This window comes from Streptomyces varsoviensis, from assembly GCF_000718635.1.
Taxonomy (GTDB): Bacteria; Actinomycetota; Actinomycetes; order Streptomycetales; family Streptomycetaceae; genus Streptomyces; species Streptomyces varsoviensis.
The window spans coordinates 53,078-70,681 of the sequence record NZ_JOBF01000004.1; the positions used below are offsets into that span (position 1 = coordinate 53,078).

17 protein-coding genes are annotated in these 17,604 nt (G+C 71.9%); 10 read left to right on the top strand and 7 right to left on the bottom strand.

Annotated elements, in window-relative coordinates; all coding sequences use genetic code 11:
• Positions 1 to 199: 199 nt before the first annotated feature.
• Both IF55_RS09025 and IF55_RS09030 read left to right on the top strand, forming a co-directional pair.
• Positions 200 to 1,399, top strand: coding sequence for an FAD-dependent monooxygenase (locus tag IF55_RS09025; RefSeq protein ID WP_030882244.1), 1,200 nt, complete (start codon positions 200 to 202; stop codon positions 1,397 to 1,399).
• 149 nt (positions 1,400 to 1,548) lie between these two features.
• On the top strand, positions 1,549 to 2,604 hold the full coding sequence (locus IF55_RS09030) for an AraC family transcriptional regulator (RefSeq protein WP_030882247.1): 1,056 nt from the start codon (positions 1,549 to 1,551) through the stop codon (positions 2,602 to 2,604).
• 97 nt (positions 2,605 to 2,701) lie between these two features.
• Here the strand turns inward: IF55_RS09030 and IF55_RS09035 are convergent, their stop codons facing one another.
• Positions 2,702 to 3,385, bottom strand: a complete 684-nt coding sequence (locus tag IF55_RS09035; protein WP_048831785.1) for a dienelactone hydrolase family protein — start codon at positions 3,383 to 3,385, stop codon at positions 2,702 to 2,704.
• 278 nt (positions 3,386 to 3,663) lie between these two features.
• Here IF55_RS09035 and IF55_RS09040 point away from each other — a divergent pair, with 278 nt between their 5' ends.
• From IF55_RS09040 to IF55_RS09050, 3 genes are all read left to right on the top strand, one after another.
• A complete protein-coding gene (locus IF55_RS09040) occupies positions 3,664 to 5,133 on the top strand; it encodes a serine hydrolase domain-containing protein (protein ID WP_078643958.1) in 1,470 nt (489 codons plus the stop codon).
• A gap of 188 nt (positions 5,134 to 5,321) precedes the next feature.
• A complete protein-coding gene (locus tag IF55_RS09045; RefSeq protein ID WP_030882255.1) occupies positions 5,322 to 6,449 on the top strand; it encodes a pyridoxal-phosphate-dependent aminotransferase family protein in 1,128 nt (375 codons plus the stop codon).
• Positions 6,450 to 6,849: 400 nt separating this feature from the next.
• A complete protein-coding gene (locus tag IF55_RS09050) occupies positions 6,850 to 7,692 on the top strand; it encodes a TetR/AcrR family transcriptional regulator (protein ID WP_048831786.1) in 843 nt (280 codons plus the stop codon).
• Between the two features lie 58 nt (positions 7,693 to 7,750).
• Here IF55_RS09050 and IF55_RS09055 read toward each other — a convergent pair whose 3' ends face one another.
• A complete protein-coding gene (locus tag IF55_RS09055) occupies positions 7,751 to 8,203 on the bottom strand; it encodes a GNAT family N-acetyltransferase (RefSeq protein WP_030882261.1) in 453 nt (150 codons plus the stop codon).
• Positions 8,204 to 8,237: 34 nt separating this feature from the next.
• Positions 8,238 to 8,855: a hypothetical protein gene (locus IF55_RS09060; protein ID WP_030882263.1), complete on the bottom strand. Its 618-nt coding sequence runs from the start codon at positions 8,853 to 8,855 to the stop codon at positions 8,238 to 8,240.
• Positions 8,856 to 9,092: 237 nt separating this feature from the next.
• Between IF55_RS09060 and IF55_RS09065 the strand changes: the two genes are divergently transcribed.
• The 3 genes from IF55_RS09065 (at position 9,093) to IF55_RS09075 (ending at position 13,016) form a co-directional block, all read left to right on the top strand.
• Entirely contained in the window at positions 9,093 to 9,725 is a 633-nt protein-coding gene (locus IF55_RS09065; RefSeq protein ID WP_030882266.1) for an HAD family hydrolase, read from the top strand.
• 1,144 nt (positions 9,726 to 10,869) lie between these two features.
• On the top strand, positions 10,870 to 12,012 hold the full coding sequence (locus IF55_RS41430) for a globin domain-containing protein (RefSeq protein WP_398243464.1): 1,143 nt from the start codon (positions 10,870 to 10,872) through the stop codon (positions 12,010 to 12,012).
• Positions 12,013 to 12,110: 98 nt separating this feature from the next.
• Positions 12,111 to 13,016, top strand: coding sequence for a pyridoxamine 5'-phosphate oxidase family protein (locus IF55_RS09075; RefSeq protein ID WP_398243466.1), 906 nt, complete (start codon positions 12,111 to 12,113; stop codon positions 13,014 to 13,016).
• Between the two features lie 58 nt (positions 13,017 to 13,074).
• Here the strand turns inward: IF55_RS09075 and IF55_RS09080 are convergent, their stop codons facing one another.
• The 4 genes from IF55_RS09080 to IF55_RS09095 all read right to left on the bottom strand — a co-directional run bounded on the left by IF55_RS09080 (position 13,075) and on the right by IF55_RS09095 (position 16,654).
• Positions 13,075 to 13,635 (bottom strand): NUDIX domain-containing protein, encoded by a 561-nt coding sequence (locus tag IF55_RS09080; protein WP_030882273.1) that lies wholly within the window; start codon positions 13,633 to 13,635, stop codon positions 13,075 to 13,077.
• 178 nt (positions 13,636 to 13,813) lie between these two features.
• Positions 13,814 to 14,710, bottom strand: a complete 897-nt coding sequence (locus IF55_RS09085) for a LysR family transcriptional regulator (protein ID WP_030882276.1) — start codon at positions 14,708 to 14,710, stop codon at positions 13,814 to 13,816.
• 279 nt (positions 14,711 to 14,989) lie between these two features.
• Positions 14,990 to 16,183 (bottom strand): cystathionine gamma-lyase, encoded by a 1,194-nt coding sequence (locus IF55_RS09090; RefSeq protein WP_048831788.1) that lies wholly within the window; start codon positions 16,181 to 16,183, stop codon positions 14,990 to 14,992.
• Positions 16,184 to 16,273: 90 nt separating this feature from the next.
• Entirely contained in the window at positions 16,274 to 16,654 is a 381-nt protein-coding gene (locus IF55_RS09095; protein ID WP_030882280.1) for a phage holin family protein, read from the bottom strand.
• Between the two features lie 62 nt (positions 16,655 to 16,716).
• On the opposite strand from IF55_RS09095, the gene IF55_RS09100 reads away from it, so the two are divergent.
• Complete coding sequence (locus IF55_RS09100) at positions 16,717 to 17,034, top strand: cupin domain-containing protein (protein WP_030882283.1); 318 nt, start codon at positions 16,717 to 16,719, stop codon at positions 17,032 to 17,034.
• Between the two features lie 166 nt (positions 17,035 to 17,200).
• Positions 17,201 to 17,419: a DUF5326 family protein gene (locus IF55_RS09105; protein WP_030882287.1), complete on the top strand. Its 219-nt coding sequence runs from the start codon at positions 17,201 to 17,203 to the stop codon at positions 17,417 to 17,419.
• The last annotated feature ends 185 nt before the right edge of the window (positions 17,420 to 17,604 follow it).

Below are 17,604 nucleotides of genomic sequence, written 5' to 3' on the forward strand. Positions count from 1 at the left end.
CGCAGGTCAGGTGGGGTGTGGTGCTGACTCGGGGGGCAATTATTTGCTCGTGTGGGATTTATTTGTGGGCTTCCTCCCTCCCCCTTGGGCGCGGGCGTCTGCCGGTAGTGGATGGTCGCTGCCCGATTCGGATGAGGTCGAGTGCCGGCGCGGCCTAGCGTTCGGGGCGTACGGGGAAATCGGTGCTCTGGAGGCGTACATGGACGGCTATCGAGGCGCGCGGACGGCTGTGATCGTGGGGGCGGGTGTGGCGGGCCTGGCGACGGCCACCGCTCTGGCGGACGACGGGTGGCGAGTGGAGATCGTCGAGATCGGGCCGCCGGGGGTGACGTCCGGATGGGGGCTGTGTCTGACCGGCCCGGCCCTGCGCGCGCTGGACGAACTGGGCCTCGCGGACGCGTGCCTGGCCGAGGGCTACGGCATCACCACGATCACGCACGTGGGCGTGGACGGCGAGCGGGCGGACGAGGTACGGATGCCGCGCCTGCTCGGTACGGGGCGGCCGGCGATGGCCGGGATCGCGCGGCCCGTACTGCACCGCCTCCTGTACGCGGCGGCCGAGCGGCGCGGCGTCACGATCCGCCACGGCGTCACCGTCTCCGCGGTGGAACAGGCGGAACAGGCAGAACAGGTGGAGCAGAAGCAACAGATGGAACAGGAGGCGGAAGAGGCTGAACGGGAAGAACAGTCGGTTCGTGTGCGGCTGTCGGACGGGGCGGTGCGGGACGTAGCGCTGCTGGTGGGCGCGGACGGCATCCGCTCGTCCGTACGGGACCTGCTGGGCCTGGAGACCTCGCTCGACTTCCACGGGCAGATGGTCTGGCGGGCCCTGGTGCCCCGCCCGCACTGGGCCACCGGCATCAATCAGTTCGCCGGAAAGACCGGCACCGCCGGAATCATCCCCCTCTCGGATCGGCGGGCTTACGTGTTCTTCACGGAGAACACGGCGGAGCGCGATGTCCTCCCCGACGCCGAACTCGCCCCGCGCCTGCGGCGACTGCTCGCGGACTTCCCGGGCCGGGGGGCGGAGATCCGCTCCCTGATCTCCACCTCGGAATCGGTCGTGCGCCGTCCGGTGCTGACGGCGTTCCTGGAAGGCGCCTGGAACCGGGGCGGAGCCGTGCTCATCGGCGACGCCGCGCACGCCCCCGCGCCGCAGATGTCGAGCGGCGCCGCCCTGGCTGTCGAGGACGGGCTCGTACTGGCACGGGAACTGGAGCCGGGGCGGCACGCGTCGGTCGGCGCGGCGCTCCGCGCGTTCGTCGAGCGGCGCGCGCAGCGGTGCGGCGCACTGGTCGAGACCTCTGCCGCGATCGCCGGCCTGCACCGTGACGGGCGCCACGATGAGGCGTACCCGCTGAGCGAATCCTGCCACCGGCTCATGGCCGAGCCGGTGTGAGTGGCTCATGGCCGAGCCGGTGTGTGACTTGGGTGGGCTGGTGAGGGTGGGGTGAGCCGGTGTGGGTTGGGGGTGGGGTGGGGCCGATGTGAGTCGGTCCGATATGGGTTGGACAATGGACGGTCCTCATCAGGGAGGGGCCCACCATCGTGCCGACGCCGCTGCGCAACCACCTCATCACCAGTTCCCGGAACCCCGCCGACCTGCTCAACGCCGCGTCCCGGCTGTTCGGGGGCTCGGTCGCCACGTCGCCGCTGGGCGAACTGCGCGCCGACGACCACGAACTGCGCGGGGTCGCCGCGCCCGGCTTCGCCGTGGGCTACTTCGCCTCGCCCCTCCCCGTACGCGTCGCCTCGACCGAGCGCCGCGGAAGCGGCCACGACTGCGGAAGTGACCACGGCCCCGACTGCGGCTCCGGCCCCGGCTGCGGCCCCGGCCGCGGTTCGTACTTCGTCAACATCGGCCTCTCCGGCGCTATATCGGCGACCTGCGGCGGATTACGGGCGACCCTCGACGACGCGACAGCGGGGATCGCCAACCCCGGGGACACCCAGGAACTGCGGCCCACACGGAGTGGGCGGACGCGGTTTCTGGGGCTGCGGATCGACGCCGCCCTGGTGGACGAGGAATTCGCGGCCCTGACCGGGCGCCCGCCGGCGGGCCCCGTGCGCTTCGACTTCGCCCTCGACCTGGATCAGTCCAAGGGGCGGGCGGTGCGGCTGCTGGTCCGTTCCCTCCTTGAGCAACTGGACTCGACCGACCCCCTGTTCCAACGTGCGGAGCTGCGGCGCGGCCAGCTCCGCTGCCTCGTCGCCGCCCTGCTCCTGGCCCAGCCGCACTCCCACACCGGCGAATTGCTGGACGACGGCCCGCCGCCGTCCGGCCGCCACCCGCGCTCCTTGCGGGCGGCCCTCGCCTTCATCGAGGCCAACCTCGCCGAGCCCGTCAGCCCCGTCGTCATCGCGGAGGCCGCCGGGTGCAGCCCGCGGACCCTCAGCTCCGCGTTCCGCCGCCGGCTCGGCCTCTCGCCCATGGCCTACGTCCGTAACCTGCGGCTCGACCGCATTCGCGAGGACATCCTCGCCACCGAAGACCCCGTCGGCGCGGTCGCCTACCGGTGGGGCGTCTCCCACCTCGGACGCTTCGCCGCCGCGTACCGCGACAGGTTCGCGGAACTGCCATCGGAGACGGCGGGCCGTCGGTAGGGAGCGGCGCCCTCATTGGCCGCTCGCTTCCGGGGCGGTTCCCCGGTTGGCTGCTCGGTTGGAATCCCGGCCGACTCTCCTACGGACCCCCGGCCGGTCACTCCTCCGTTACGGGCACGCACTCGGCGAGCAGGCCGACGATGTCGTCCCAGGCGCGTCGCGCGTGCAGCGGGTGGTGGCCGACGCCGGGGAGGAGGGTCTGGGTCTCGTGGACCGGCGGGTGGTGGAAGGCGTGCAGGGCGCCGCCGTAGACGACGATGCGCCAGTCGACGCCTGCGGCCTGCATCTCGGCGGCGAAGGCGTCCCGCTGCCGGGGCGGCATGATCGGGTCCTCCGAGCCGACGCCGGCCCACACGGGGCAGCGGATGTTCGCCGCCTCGCCGGGCCGGCCCGTGGTCAGCGCGTTGACCGTGCCGATGGCGCGCAGGTCGACGCCGTCGCGGCCGAGTTCCAGCAGGATCGCGCCCCCGGTGCCGTAGCCGATGCCGGCGATGCGGTCGGGGTGGGTCCGCGGTTCGGCGAGCAGCACATCGAGGGCCGCGTGCCCGATGCCGCGCATCCGGTCGAGGTCGGCGAGCAGCGGGGTGATGCGCGCCAGCATCTCGTCGGGGTCGGTGAACCAGCGTCCGCCGTTGATGTCGAAGGCCAGCGCCACGTAGCCGAGTTCGGCGAGGGCGTCGGCGCGGCGGCGCTGGAAGTCGTTCAGGCCGGGGCCCTCGGGGCCGATCAGGACCGCGGGGCGGCGGCCCGAACCGGCGGGGAGCGCGAGGTGGCCGACCATCGTCAGGCCGTCGGCCGGGTATTCGACGGTGCGTGTGGTGATCGTCGTGGTTGATGTGGTTGATGTGGTCGGGGCGGTCGGGGCGGTCGGGGCGGTCGGGGCGGTCGGGGCGGTCGGCGCGGGCGGCGCGGGCGGAGTGACTGCCTGGTGCCTCGTCATACAGTCGGACTGTATTGACCGTCGGGCCCGATCGGTCGAGTCTTCGCCGTCGGCGGAACGGAAACCAGAAGACCTGGGGACCAGAAGATCCAGGTATCACCAAGACCTAGGGTGCGGGCATGACCACACCCTTCGAAGCCGCAGAAGACGCAGAAGACGTACTAGACGTAGTAGACGCAGAAGATGACGTAGTCGCATATTTCGACCAGTTGCTGCCGACCACGCGCCGGGCCCTCCTGCACCGCGTCGCCGTCGCCCAGGCCGAGGGCCGCTCCCCCTCGCTGGTGGGGGCGGTGGTCCGGGAGGGGAAGACCGTGTGGTCAGGGGGGTGGGGGGCAGTCGACGGGTGGGCTCCTGACGCCGATACGCAGTACCGGATCGGTTCGATCACCAAGACGTTCATCGCCGTCCTGGTGATGCGGCTGTGCGACGAGGGGCTGTTGGACCTCGGTGATCCGCTGCGCGCGCACCTGGACCTGGCCGGTGCTCCGCCGGAGGCGGGGGACGCGACCGTAACGCAACTCCTCGCGCACACGGCGGGGCTGAGCGCCGAGGCGCGCGGGCCGTGGTGGGAGCGTACGGACGGCGCGCTGCGGCCCGAGCTGACGGATGTGTTCGGGGAGGGGGCGCAGCCCCACCCGGCGGGCCGGCGCCACCACTACTCCAACCCCGGTTTCGCGCTGCTGGGCGCGCTCGTCGAGCGGTTGCGGGGCGGTACGCCATGGCATGAGGTGCTGCGGCGCGAGGTGCTGGAACCGCTGGGCATGGCCCGTACGAGCCCGCTGCCCGAGGCGCCGCACGCACAGGGCTGGGCGGTCCACCCGTGGGCCGACGTGTTGCAGCCGGAACCCGCCGTCGACACGGGGCTCATGGGGCCGGCGGGGCAGTTGTGGTCCACTGCGGGGGACCTCGGCCGGTTCGCCGCGTTCCTGCTGCGCGGTGACGAGCGGGTGCTGAGCGCGGACACGCTGGCCCGCATGCGCGAGCCCGCGTCCGGCCCGCGCGACGAGAACTGGCAGGGCGGTTACGGGCTCGGCGTGCAGCTCACGCGCTCGCACGGCCGGCTGCTCTTCGGGCACACCGGCTCCATGCCGGGCTTCGTCTCCGCGCTGTGGGCGAACGAGGCCGAGGACGTCGCCGGGATCGCGCTGGCCAACGCCACCGCCGGGCCGCTGACCGGGGCCGTCGCCGCCGACCTCGTACGGATCGTCGCGGAACGCGAACCGCGGCTGCCCCGGCCCTGGCAGCCGCTGCCCGCCGCCGACCCGGAACTGCTGGCCCTGACCGGGCCCTGGTACTGGGGCGCCACCCCCCTCGCCCTGCGGCTCCGCGCGGACCGCGGGCTGGAGCTCCGGCCCCTCGCCGCGCAGGGCCGGGCGGCGCGCTTCCGCGCGGAGGCGGACGGGACCTGGACCGGTCTGGACGGGTACTACGCGGGCGAGGTGCTGCGGGTGGTCCGTACCGCGTCGGGCGAGGTCAGCCACCTCGACATCGGTACGTTCGTCTTCACCCGGCAGCCGTACGAGCCGGGGGACGCGGCCGTCCCGGGAGGCGTCCACCCGGAGGGGTGGGGCGGACAGCCGGGGTAACTCGGACGCCGCGGCCGGGCGGGCCTCGCAACCCGGCGGGCCCCCACAGCCGGTGCGGCGGTCCTCGCGGCCGGGCGGTAGGGAGCGCACAGGGCCGCGCGGCGGTCCGTCCGGTCGGCGGACGTACGCTCGGGGGCGAGATATCGGGCCGCCGAGCGCGGCGTATCACCTGGAAGTGGAAGGCCACCGTGACTGCTGCGAACCCCGTCCCGGCCCTGCTCGACCTGCCGCCGCTGACCGCAGGTCATTTCGCGCGCATCGAGGACAAGATCGCCTCGCTGCTCCGTACCCGCTCCGATGTCGTCGCTATGCAGGGCGAGGCGCTGCTGCCGCTGGAGGCGGCCATCCGTGCGGCCGTGCGCCCCGGCTCCACCGCGCTGAACGTCGTCACGGGCCCGTACGGCGAGACGTTCGGCGGCTGGCTGCGTTCCTGCGGGGCGGAGGTGGTCACCGTGACGGCGCCGTTCAGTGGGGCGGTGCGCCCGGAGCAGGTGGCCGACGCGCTGCGCGAGCACCCTGAGATCGACTTCGTGAGCCTGGTGCACGCCGAGGCCGCGACCGGCAACACCAACCCCGTGGCGGAGATCGGGGCCGTGGTGAGGGAGCACGGCGCGCTGCTGATGCTCGACGCCGTCGCCTCCGTGGCCGCCGAACCGCTGCTGACCGACGAGTGGGGCGTGGACCTCTGCGTGATCGGCGGGCAGAAGGCGATGGCGGGGCCCGCCGGGGTCTCCGCCGTCGCCGTCAGCGACCGCGCCTGGGCCCGGATCGCCGCGAACCCGCAGGCCCCGCGCCGCTCGTACCTCTCCCTCATGGACTGGAAGGAGCGCTGGATCGACGGCGGGCGCACCGCGCTGCCGCACGCGCCGGCCCAGTTGGAGATGCTGGCGCTCGAACAGGCCGCGGACCGCGTCGAGGCCGATGGGCTGGCCGCCGTCATCGCCCGCCACCGGGCAGCGTCCGCCGCCACCCGCGCAGGGGTACGGACGCTGGGCACCCTTACCCCGTACGTCACCCGGGACGGGGATGCCGCCCCGGTCGCCACCACGCTGCGGGCCCCCGGGGGAATGGACGCTCGCGAACTGGTCGCCGCGGCTCAGGCCGCCGACGCGAACGTGCCGGTGCAGGCGGCCGCCGGCGACCTCGCCAAGGAGATGATCCGCGTCAACCACTACGGCCGGGCCGCCGACCGGTCCGTCGTACTCGCCTCACTGGCCGCCCTGGCCGAGGGGCTGCGCGCCCTGGGGGCGGAGGCGTCGGAGGCCGCCGCGGCGGCGGAGGCCGCGGGCGCCGCTTGGGACGGGATCGCGGCCTGAGGGGAAGGCGTGTCGGGGGCCTGGGACTGACCCCCGAGGGCCTGCGGGCGTACGGGCGTACGGCTGAGCGAGCGCGGTGGTGGTTGCCGTGCTGGTGAGCGGCCGTACGCCCTTTTCTCTGGCCTTGATATCGAACACCAGTTCATGACGTGGGGGTGCGCGACGCGTGGATGAGGGGGATCGTTGAAGGTGAGGGCGACGGTGGTAGCGCCGTCCGTTCCGATCTCCGTTCTCCTTAATCGTTTCGCCCGTCTTCCTTCGGCTTCTTTTTCGGCTCTTTTTCGACTTCGCGTCCTTAGCGATCATGTTCTAGGGGCGTGGCTACAATCGGAATGCCGCACCCGCTTGCTTCACGAGGCGGCAGCCCGGTAGTCGACCCCGCCTCCAGGAGCCCCGACAGATGACGGAAACCGTCGCCGCACCCTCTCGCGCGGACGCCCGGCGCAACAGGGCGCTCGTCCTGACGGCGGCCCGATCGGCTTTCGCGGAGCGGGGGATGGACGTTCCACTCGGGGAGATCGCGCGGCGCGCGGGGGTCGGCGCGGGGACGGTCTACCGCCATTTCCCGTCAAAGGAAGCGCTGTTCGAGGCGGCGGTCGTGGACCGGATACGGCTGTTCGTGGATACGGCACGGGAGTTGGCCGACGTGCCCGACCCCGGCCCGGTCTTCTTCCGCTTCCTGGCGTCCGTGGTCCGCCTGACCGCACGGAACAAGGCGCTCTGCGACGCGCTGGAGGCGGGCGGCGAGCAGCGCTTCGGGGCCTCCGCCGGCCTGCTGCGGGATTTCACGGCCGCCCTGCGCATACTCCTGACGCGGGCTCAGGAGGCGGGCTGCGTACGGCGGGACGTGGACATCGCCGATGTACGGGCGCTGCTGCTGGCGTGCCTGTCGATGGAGCGGCGCAGCGGCCCGGACGCCGTGCCGGGGCGGGGCGTGGCCCTGGTCTGCGACAGCTTGCGACCCGGGCAGCATGTGACGAAACTCCCGGTCGCCGACGAGCGTAAGGCCCGGAAAGACCGTAATGGCCGTAGTGTTCGTAACGAAACCGGCTGCGCGGCCTGCGGCACCCCCGTGACCGCCGCTCGTACGGGCCGGCCCGCCCGGTACTGCGGCGGTGCCTGCCGCCAGAAGGCCCACCGCGAGCGGGCCCGGGCCAGGAGCCGGGACGACGCCTCTGCGGCGGGCCGCGCGCCCGTAGCTGCGCTGACGCGTCCGCCGACTGACGGACCATGGCCGGGCTGACGCGTCCGTAGCCGGGTTGACCGCGCCCGTAGCCGACCGTCTCGGCTGATGGCGGTGCCTAGAGCTGGTACTTGAAGCCGAGGTGCGACGCCTCGAAGCCGAGCCGCTCGTAGAACCGGTGCGCGTCCACGCGTACCGCGTCCGAGGTGAGCTGCACCAGCCGGCAGCCCTCGGTGCGCGAGGTGGCGATGGCCCACTCGATCAGTTCGGTGCCGAGGCCGCTGCCGCGCGCGTCCGCGTGTATGCGGACGCCCTCGATGATCGAGCGCGTCGCGCCTCGTCTCGACAGCCCCGGGATGATGGTGAGTTGGAGGGTGCCGATGACCTGCCCCTCGCGCACCGCCACGGCCACGTACTGGTTCGGGTCCTTGGCCAGCCTGTCGAACGCGGTGCGGTAGGGGGTGAGGTCGTCGGGGGTTTCGCGCAGCGCGCCGAGTTCGTCGTCGGCGAGCAGGGCCACGATGGCGGGGATGTCGTCGGCGGTCGCCCGCCGGATCTCGATGTCACTCATGGCCCGGACCTTACGCGGAGGGGCCGCGAAATGATCAAGTACCCGGCCGTGCTCCGGTCGTACGAGCCGGGGCGGACGCAGCCGTGCGAGGCGTAAGGGATGTACGAGGCGTACGAGCCTTGAGGGTCGTACGAGCCGTACGGGTCGTACGAGCCGCCGCGCGGGCCCGTCGGCCCCTGGCCGTGGGCCCCCAGGGTTTGAGGACGGAGATCGCGGTCATGAACACGTACAGGGTCAGGGCGACGCTCGGGGCGGCGACCAGGCTGGGGGTCGCCGCCCCGGCGTCGGGCCCCGTGGCCACGGCGGACGCGGCCTCGTCGATCGTCGTGCGCAGGGCGAAAATGCTCGCCCCCGTCGCGATGAGGGTCAGCCAGAACTTGGTGTAGACCCAGCGGTACCGGGCGATCCCCCACGCCGTGCCCAGCGACAGGATCACCCCGCTGAACAGGGACAACAGGCTGATGGGAATGATCAGCCAGTCACCGAAGATCTTCATGGCGCGGTAGGCGGCCGTGGCCGTCGTCGGGGACCGGGTGAGCGCGCCCGCGAGGCCGAGGACCAGCAGGCCGAGCGTGAGCCCGAGCCAGCCGACGGACACCGCGACATGGACGAAGAGGGTGGCCCGGCGCGCCGGGCGGCTGAGCGGCTTCATGACGACAACGGTGGCGCGCCGCCCGGGCCATGGCGTCTGACGGCGGGAGTATCCCGAAGTACTCGCAGCCGAGTACGGGGATGGGCACGAGCACGAGTGCCAGCCCAGGCAGGAGTACGGGCACGGAGACGGGCACGGGCCCGGGCACGAGATCAAGGTTCGGCCCGAGATCAGGCCGGCACCGGATCTAGGCTCGGCCCGAGATCAAGGGCCGGCACCGGATCTAGGCTCGATCTCATGACCAGACTGCATCTTTTCGACATGGACGGCACGCTGCTCTACGGATCGGCCGCCGCGATCGAGATATCGCGGCAGCTCGGGCTGGAACGGGAGATCGCCGAGTTGGAGGGGGCTTTCCTGGCCGGCGGCATGACACCGCCGGAGTTCGCGGTCCAGGCCTGTGAGCTGTGGGGCGAGCTGCGCGAGGAACAGGTCGCGGCGGCCTTCGCGAACGCGCCGTGGCTGGCCGGCATCCGGGAGGTCTGGGCGGAGATCCGGGCACGCGGCGAGCGATGCGCGGTGATCTCGCTCTCGCCGTCGTTCTTCGTGGAGCGGCTGCTGGACTGGGGCGTGGATGAGGCGTGCGGCTCGCGCTGGCCGTCCGTGCCGTTCCGGGAGCCGGTGGATCCGGCGGGCATCCTCGATGTGGCGGCGAAAGTGAGGATTGCGGATGAACTTTGTGAGAGGTTCGGTCTGACCCGGGCGGACTGCGTAGCGTACGGGGACTCGATGTCGGACGTGGCGTTGTTCGCCGCATTGCCCGTCTCGGTCGCGGTGAACGCGGATCATCATGTGCGGGACAGCGCCACGCACGCCTATACCGGGCGCGATCTCCGGGAGGCCTACGAATTGGTCGGTGACCCACGGTAATTGGCCGGACTGCCCCTGACACGCCTCAAGAAGTCGGCCCATCGCCAGTTGAAGGGTTGTGTATTCAACGACGCCCGGTATGGTCATCCCCAGTCGGGCGGCGACACACAATCGTGACCTGCCGCGGGCGATGTCGCGTGGGCTCACCCTAGAGGAACAGGGTTGCTGTCGCAGCGACTTCCCGATGATTGTCCGAAGGAGTGGAGGAAAGTGGCATGCTGCGCGGACGAGAACTGCGGTCAATGTCACATGACTTCGGGCGTTGTCCGTTCTGTGGCGAACTGTGAGGCTGGTCGGACGTCGTTAGGAATTCCGCTCCGGAAGCAGACGCGGAACAGAACCGGACACGGGAATTGCGGGCACCTTCCGGCGTCGGAAGTGCGAAGACCGACTGAAAGATGTTCGAGGCGAGGCAACTATGGACGCTCCGACCACCATGTCGGCCGAAGGCGGCGGTTCCGGCGGCGACGACGGCAATGACGGTGGCGAGTGGGGCTGGTTCAGCCCGAGCAAGAAGCCTTCCCGGCAGCCGCAGCCGCAGCCGGAGGCGAGTGCTCAGCCGCGGTCGAGTACTCAGCCACGGTCGAGTGCTCAGCCGCAGCCAAGCGTTCGGACACAGCCGCGCGCCCATGACGACGGTGACGCCGGCGGCGGCGACGGCAGTGGCGAGCGGGACGCGGCACGGATACCGGCCCGTCCGGCCGGCCCGAGCCGCACGGTCAGCCCTATACGGCCGGTCGGCGGCAGGAGCAACGAGCGCGTAAGCTCCGGCGACCCGAGTGATCCCAGCGCGCCCAGTGCGCGGAGTGTTCCCAGTGCTCCCGGTGCGGCCGCCGGGGCCGAATCCGCCCCCTCATGGGCGTCCGCGCCGCCGTCCACCGCCCCCGACGAGCAGCACCAGCGCGCCGCCGAACGCGTCCCCGCCCAGGGAACGCGCCCCAAGGCCGGCCCGGTCCCCGCACACCCCACCCCGGCTCCCGCACCGACGCGCCCCTCCGGGCAGTCACCCACCTCCGCCCCGACCCGGCAGGCATCCCCAGCCCCCCAGGCATCCCCAGCCCCGCAGGCACCCCGCGCCCCGCAGGCACCCTCATCTCCGCAGCCCTCCCCCTCCCCTTCCCCCGCCCCCTCGCTGTTCGAGCCGGTGGACGCCGTTCCCGCCTCGCCCGACGCGGTGCTCATCCGGCGCACGCTGACCGAGATCGAGCCCATCGCGGACAAGGTCACCTCGTACTTCTACGCGCTCCTGTTCGTCCACCACCCCGACCTGCGGGAACTCTTCCCCGCGTCCATGGACACCCAGCGCGACCGGCTCTTCAGGGCCCTGCTCACCGCCGCCAAGCTCGTCGACGACCCGGACATCCTGACCGAGTACCTCTCGCACCTCGGCCGCGGACACCGGAAGTACGGCACCCTGCCCGAGCACTACCCCGCAGTCGGCGAGTGCCTGCTCGCCGCGCTCACCCGGCACGCCCCGGAGACCTGGAGCGAGGCCGCCGAGGCCGCGTGGGTGCGCGCGTACACCGCGATCTCGCAGATCATGATCGACGCGGCGGCTGAGAACGAGCGGCACGCCCCCGCCTGGTGGCAGGCCGAAGTCGTATCCCATGAACGGCGGACGCCGGACATCGCCGTCGTGACCGTACGGCCCGACCAGCCCTACGCCTTCCTCGCGGGGCAGTACACGAGTCTGGAAACCCCCTGGTGGCCGCGGATCTGGCGGCACTACTCCTTCTCGTCCGCGCCCCGCCCGGACGGGCTGCTCTCCTTCCACGTCAAGGCCGTGCCCGCGGGGTGGGTGTCCAGCGCCCTGGTGCACCGCGCCCGCCCCGGCGATGTCATCCGGCTCGGTCCCCCCGCCGGTTCCATGATTGTGGACCACAGCACTGACAACGGGCTGCTGTGCCTGGGCGGCGGCACCGGGATCGCCCCGATCAAGGCCCTCGTCGAGGACGTCGCCGAGCACGGCCGGCGCCGCCCGATGGACGTCTTCTACGGCGCCCGCCACGACGACGACCTGTACGACATCGACACCATGCTGCGGCTCCAGCGGACGCATCCCTGGCTCGCCGTGCACCCGGTGGTCTCCGACCAGCCCACCAGCGGCATCGCGGGGCCGCTGCCGGACGCCGTCCGCCAGTACGGGCCGTGGAACGCCTACGACGCTTACCTCTCCGGCCCGCCCGGCATGATCCGCAGCGGGGTGGACACACTGAAAGGCATTGGCATTCCGTCCCATCGAATACGGCACGACTCCCTCGAAGAGCTTGTGGCGGCAGGGGGTTGAGTTCTTTGTACGGAGTCGGACCCGAGCGGACCGCCGCCCGTCCGGCCGCGAAAGCGCCCCTGCCGGGCAGCGACGGCGAGCACGAGATGCAGCGACGCATGGGAACGGTGGAGCGGGCCGAGAAGTTCTACGGCGAGCAGGTACTGGACCACCTCAATGCGCGCATGCGGGATTTCGTGGCCCGGCAGGAGATGTTCTTCCTGGCCACCGCCGACCGGCACGGTGAATGCGACAACAGCTTTCGGGCGGGCCCGCCCGGCTTTCTACGGGTCCTGGACGAACGTACGCTGATCTACCCGGAATACCGGGGCAACGGCGTCCACGCCAGCCTCGGCAACCTTTCCGAAAACCCCCATCTCGGCATTCTCATGGTCGACTTCACGCACGACCGGATAGGGCTGCACATCAATGGCAGCGCCCGCACGGTTTCCGACGCCGAACTGCGCGTGAGCCACCCCGGCCTGCCCGTCGACCCCGTCCCGGGCCGCCGCGCCCGGGTGTGGGTGGAGGTCGGCGTCGAGGAGGCGTACATCCACTGCCGCAAGCACATCCCGCACCTCGTGAAGGCCGACTCGCGGCCGTACGCGGCAGAGCGGCGCGACGGCGAGCGCGATGAGCGTGGTGAACGCGGTGATCGCGGCGAGCGCGGCGAGGGGGACTGGGGCACGGACGACTCCCGCCGCAAGGGCGGCGATTTCTTCGGCGCGGCGGCCCAGGCGGCCGAGCGCGCGGCTGGCCGAGCGGACGAACGGACTGCTGGACGAGCGGACGAATGGGTGCCTGAACGAGCGTTGGAGCGGGTCCCCGCGGGGCTGCCCGAATGGCCGGAGCACGGCCGGGCGGCCACCGGCCAGTGGGACTACGAGCGCGAGCGGCACGGTCGTCGTACGGAGGCACAGGAGTGGCAGCGCCGGGCCGAACTGGTGCTGGAGCAGGCCCGCCGCTGGCAGCCCGTGGAGTCGCAGCAGGAGCAACGCGAGCCGTTCAGAGGCTGGTTCGGCTGAGGCCCGGATGAGGTCCGGTCGAGATCCGACCGAGGTCCGGTCCTGAAGGGCCCCGCCCTCAGCTCAAGTCCGCCGCGAGCAGCGCCCGTACGCCCTCGATGTTCGCGTCCAGGTAGGCGCGCAGCGACGGCGGCACCACCTCCACCGAGGCGATGCCCGCCCGTGTGAAGGGGACGCGCACCACGTCGTACGTGCCGCAGGGCTCGTCGACCTCGGGGCCGTGGCGCTGGGAGAGGTCCATCGACGCGAGGCGGCAGACGAAGAAATGCTGCACCTTCACGCCCTGAGCCGCGGCACCGGTCCCGGCCCCAGCCTCGCCCCCGTCCCCGGCGTCGAAGCTGTCCGGGTGCGGGACGGTGTCGACGAAGGCCGGGACTACGTCGGTCACCTTCGCGCCGAGCTCCTCGTCGACCTCCCGGTGGAGGGCGTCGACCACGGTGTCGTCCTCGGGCTCCATGCCGCCGCCGGGCGTGATCCAGTACGGGGCCTCGCCGGGCTTCGTGCGCTTGATGAGGATCATTTCGAGGGCGTCGTCCGCGGCGCCGCGGACGCCGGTCTCGGCGGCGCTGTCGAGCAGGATGGCGCGGGCGGTGCGCTTGACCACTGGACGTTCGGTCATAGATGACAGATGCCGCGCGGGACGGCCCGCGAAACCCATCCTCACCAGGGAACAGCAGTCGTCACCAGCCGGTCGGAAGGGGCGACCGAACCGTCACCGTCCGTCGCACCCGTGCACCCGGCGTGCACCCGGCGTGCATCCGTCATGCCCCGTCGTGCACCCGTCGCTCAATCGCCGTTCACCATCCGTCGGCGGCCCGCAGCAGCCGCTCGTGGGCTCGCGCGATGTGCGGGTGGCCGAGCGCTCCGGCCCGTACGACCAGGTAGTACGTGCGCAGCGGCGGCACGGGCGGGTCGAGGAGGGCGACGATCTCGCCCCTGTCGAGGGCTTCGGCGCACAGATAGCGGGGCAGCACGCCGAGCCCGGCGCCGGCGGCGACGCAGGACAGCACGGACCGCAGGTCGGGGGCGATGACCGCGCCGGAGGCGGTGGGCTCGGCGTCGAAGACGGCGGACCAGTAGCGGGCGACCAGCGGCAGGGACTCGTGCACCTCCACGAGCGGGAGGGGGTCCAGCAGCGGCGCGCCCTTGGCGCGCAGGTCGGCCGGGCCGCCGAGCCGGGCGGCCCAGCGGGGAGCGGCGACCAGCACGTGTTCCTCGTCGCACAGGGGCGTGGGCGTCAGCAGCCGGCCGCGCGGGCGGGAGGTGGTGATGACGAGATCGTGGTGGCCGGCGGCGAGGCCGGTGAGGAGTTCGTGGCTGGTGCCGTGGGCGGCGCGTACGGCGAGACCGTCGTTGACCAGCGGGGTGAGGGCGGGCAGCGCGCGCAGGGCGGTGAACTCGGGCGGACCGGCCAGGTGCAGGGTGCGGGCGGGCGACTCCTCGTCGATCCCGGCCTCGGTGATCTTCAGCAGGGCGTCGAGGTGGGGGGCGACCTTGTGGGCGAGTTCGTCGCCGGAGGTGGTGGGGGAGACGCCGCGCGGCTGGCGGAGGAAGAGGGGGCGCCCGAGCTGACGCTCCAGGGTGCGGATCTGGCCGGTGACGGCGGGCTGCGAGAGGCCGAGGAGGGCGGCGGCGCGGGTGAAGGACCCGGCGCGGTGCACGGTGACGAAGGTGCGTAATAGGGCTAAATCCATCCGTTCCCCTCGGATCGGGGGCTGCCGTCCGTCATCTGTGGTCCGCCATCTATGTGCTGCCGTCGCGGTTCTGCCGTGCGGTGCTCCGGTCGGTGTTCTGTCGTCTGCCGCCCCGGGTGTGACGCAACTATAAATATGTCGATAGGACTGTGAGGCTAGCGTGATTGGACACTGACGCTGAGTCAACTAGCCTGGTTCGCGCGGTTCACCACGCGTTGAACCGGGGCGGCTCAAGCCACGAGGGGGGAGGCTTGAGCCGTCCGCCGTGCGTAGCCCCCGCTAGTAGGCCGCCGGGCCACCGTCCGACGAGCCGCCGTCCGCCGGGCGGTCGGCCGCCGGCCCTCCGGCGGCCTCGTCCAGGGCTCGCAGTACGTCGGCGACCAGGTCGGCCGGGTCCTCCACGCCGACGGAGAAGCGGATGAACCCCTCCGGCACCGCGTCGCCGCGCCACCGCGCGCGCCGCTCGGCGCTCGACCGTACGCTGCCGAAGCTCGTCGCGTCGTCGACCAGCCGCAGGGCGGCCAGGAAGCGTTCCGCGTGGGGCTTGTCGGGCAGGACGAAGGAGACCACGCAGCCGTACCGCCCGCCGAGCATCTGCGCGCTCGCCGTCTCGTGCGCGGGGTCCGAGGGCAGTCCGGGGTGGCGCACCCCGGAGACGTCGGCCCTGGTCAGCAGCGCCTCGGCCAGGGCGAGCGCGCCCTGCGCCTGGCGGTCGACGCGGAGCTGGAGGGTGGCCAGCGAGCGGTGCGCGAGCCAGGTCTCCATCGGGCCGGGGATCGCCCCGACGATCTTGCGCCAGCCGCGCACCGCTGCCGCGAGGGCGGGGTCGCGGGTGGTGACGCAGCCGAGCAGGACATCGCCGTGGCCGGTGAGCGCCTTGGTCGCGCTGGCGACCGAGAAGTCCGCGCCGAGGTCGAGGGGGCGCTGGCCGAGTGGGGTGGCGAGGGTGTTGTCGACGGCGACGAGCGCGCCGCGCGCGTGCGCGGCGTCGGCGAGGCGGCGGATGTCGCACACGTCGAGGCCGGGGTTGGAGGGCGACTCGATCCACAGCAGCGCGGCCCCGTCGAGCTGGGCGAGTTGCCCGTCGTCGCGCGTGGGGGCCGTACGGACCTCGACGCCGATCTCCGCCAGCCGTTCGCGGACGGGGATGAGGAGGTTGTAGCCGTCGTCGGGGAGCACGACCGCGTCGCCGGGCCGCAGTTGGGACATGAGGGTGGCCGAGATGGCGCCCATGCCGGAGGCGAAGGCGACGGTCTCGGCGGGGGCCGTGTCGGCGCCGGGCGACTCCAGTTCCGCGATGGCCCGCTCCAGCAGGGTCCAGGTGGGGTTGGTGTCGCGGCCGTACGTGTACGGGCCTCCGCCGTCGCCGGGCAGGTGGTAATGGGCGGCGAAGACCGGCCCGGGCAGGGTCGGTTCGTTCGCCGCCGCTTCGGGGAGCCCCGCCCGTACGGCCCGGGTGCCATCGCCTGTCATGCGCTCTCCTTGCTCTCCTTGTCGGGGAAATCCGCGGAGACCTCACCGGAAGGTCCGCGTCGGGGAAGTTCGCGGTGGGGAAGCGCGCCGTCAGTCGTTCTCGTCCGGCAGGATCATGTGCATCGCCCAGGCCACGATCGAGATGATCACGCCGCCGACCAGGGCCGACCAGAACCCGTCGACGTGGAAGGACAGGTCGAGCTTGCCCGCCAGCCAGGAGGTGAGCAGCAGCATCAGGGCGTTGATCACCAAGGTGATCAGCCCCAGCGTGAGGATGAACAGCGGGAACGACAGCACCTTCACGATCGGTTTGACGACGAAGTTCACCAGACCGAAGAGCAGCGCCACGAGGATGAGCGTGAACGCCTTGCGGGTGGTGTTCTCGCCGGACAGGGTGATGCCCTTGAGCAGCCAGATGGCGACTGCCAGTGCGGCCGCGTTGGCGATCGTCTTGACTACGAAATTCTTCATGGTGAGATCGTTGCAGACGGGATCGGCCCGGGAAGGGTCGGCACAGCAAGGGGTGGACGAGGATGAAGGCGTTCCGGCTGGATGAGCTGGAGGCGGAGCGGGCCGCCAACGACGGCGCGTATCTGCAGTTTCTTCGCGAGCGGAACATGTCGGTCGGGCTCTACGCCCTGGCCGCGGGCGAGGCCGACCCGCAGAGCCCGCACTCCCAGGACGAGGTGTACCTGGTGCTGAGCGGACGGGCGTCGATCACGGTGGGCGCCGAGACGACGCAGGTCGCGCGGGGCAGCGTGGTCTATGTCCCGGCCGGGGTGACTCACCGGTTCCACCACATCGCCGAGGACCTGAGGGTCATGGTGGTCTTCTCTCCGCCTGAGAGCTGACCTGCGCTCCTGCCTCCCCGTAGGGGTCCGGTCAGGGGAGGACGGGGGCCGCGGGGCCCCCGCCGGCGCGCCCCGCCGCCTAGCATCGAAGGTGCAAGGGGAGATCGGCTGAGAACGCGACCGGCGCGATCGATGCGACCGATGAAAACGGAAAGCAGGGGACGAAATGGCTCAGAAGGGGATATTCGGGGGTCTACCGGGATGGGTGAAGTGGATCGCGATCCCGCTCCTCGTCCTACTGGTGTTCGGCAGCCTGATCATGAGCGTGCTCGGTTTCGTCATCAGCCTGCTCTTCAAGGCCCTGCTGCTCGTCGCGCTCATCGGCGGACTCATCTTCGTGGTAAGGAAGTTCACCTCTTCCTCCTCGTCGCGCGGCGACTGGTGAACACCCGCCGGGCGCCCCGCGGCGGCCCGCCCCGCCGCCCTTCGGGGTAGCCCGGCTGAGGGACACCCCCTGTCAAACATCAACTTGAGGGCGTTACTCCGGTTAGAGTGCGATTCGCTGACGCCTCCTTGCGGCGGTGGCTCGGGCGGGCCGGTCGACCCTCGGTCCGGCCGCGCGCCGACATC

What these genes read in the sequence shown, in the direction of transcription:
- IF55_RS09075 (WP_398243466.1), top strand. Translation starts at nt 12,111, where the DNA reads ATGGGAACGGTGGAGCGGGCCGAGAAGTTCTACGGCGAGCAGGTACTG.
- IF55_RS09085 (WP_030882276.1), bottom strand. Translation starts at nt 14,710, where the DNA reads ATGGATTTAGCCCTATTACGCACCTTCGTCACCGTGCACCGCGCCGGG.
- IF55_RS09055 (WP_030882261.1), bottom strand. Translation starts at nt 8,203, where the DNA reads ATGAGTGACATCGAGATCCGGCGGGCGACCGCCGACGACATCCCCGCC.
- IF55_RS09025 (WP_030882244.1), top strand. Translation starts at nt 200, where the DNA reads ATGGACGGCTATCGAGGCGCGCGGACGGCTGTGATCGTGGGGGCGGGT.
- IF55_RS09080 (WP_030882273.1), bottom strand. Translation starts at nt 13,635, where the DNA reads ATGACCGAACGTCCAGTGGTCAAGCGCACCGCCCGCGCCATCCTGCTC.
- IF55_RS09050 (WP_048831786.1), top strand. Translation starts at nt 6,850, where the DNA reads ATGACGGAAACCGTCGCCGCACCCTCTCGCGCGGACGCCCGGCGCAAC.
- IF55_RS09060 (WP_030882263.1), bottom strand. Translation starts at nt 8,855, where the DNA reads ATGAAGCCGCTCAGCCGCCCGGCGCGCCGGGCCACCCTCTTCGTCCAT.
- IF55_RS09090 (WP_048831788.1), bottom strand. Translation starts at nt 16,183, where the DNA reads ATGACAGGCGATGGCACCCGGGCCGTACGGGCGGGGCTCCCCGAAGCG.
- IF55_RS09040 (WP_078643958.1), top strand. Translation starts at nt 3,664, where the DNA reads ATGACCACACCCTTCGAAGCCGCAGAAGACGCAGAAGACGTACTAGAC.
- IF55_RS09065 (WP_030882266.1), top strand. Translation starts at nt 9,093, where the DNA reads ATGACCAGACTGCATCTTTTCGACATGGACGGCACGCTGCTCTACGGA.
- IF55_RS09095 (WP_030882280.1), bottom strand. Translation starts at nt 16,654, where the DNA reads ATGAAGAATTTCGTAGTCAAGACGATCGCCAACGCGGCCGCACTGGCA.
- IF55_RS09105 (WP_030882287.1), top strand. Translation starts at nt 17,201, where the DNA reads ATGGCTCAGAAGGGGATATTCGGGGGTCTACCGGGATGGGTGAAGTGG.
- IF55_RS09100 (WP_030882283.1), top strand. Translation starts at nt 16,717, where the DNA reads ATGAAGGCGTTCCGGCTGGATGAGCTGGAGGCGGAGCGGGCCGCCAAC.
- IF55_RS09035 (WP_048831785.1), bottom strand. Translation starts at nt 3,385, where the DNA reads ATGGTCGGCCACCTCGCGCTCCCCGCCGGTTCGGGCCGCCGCCCCGCG.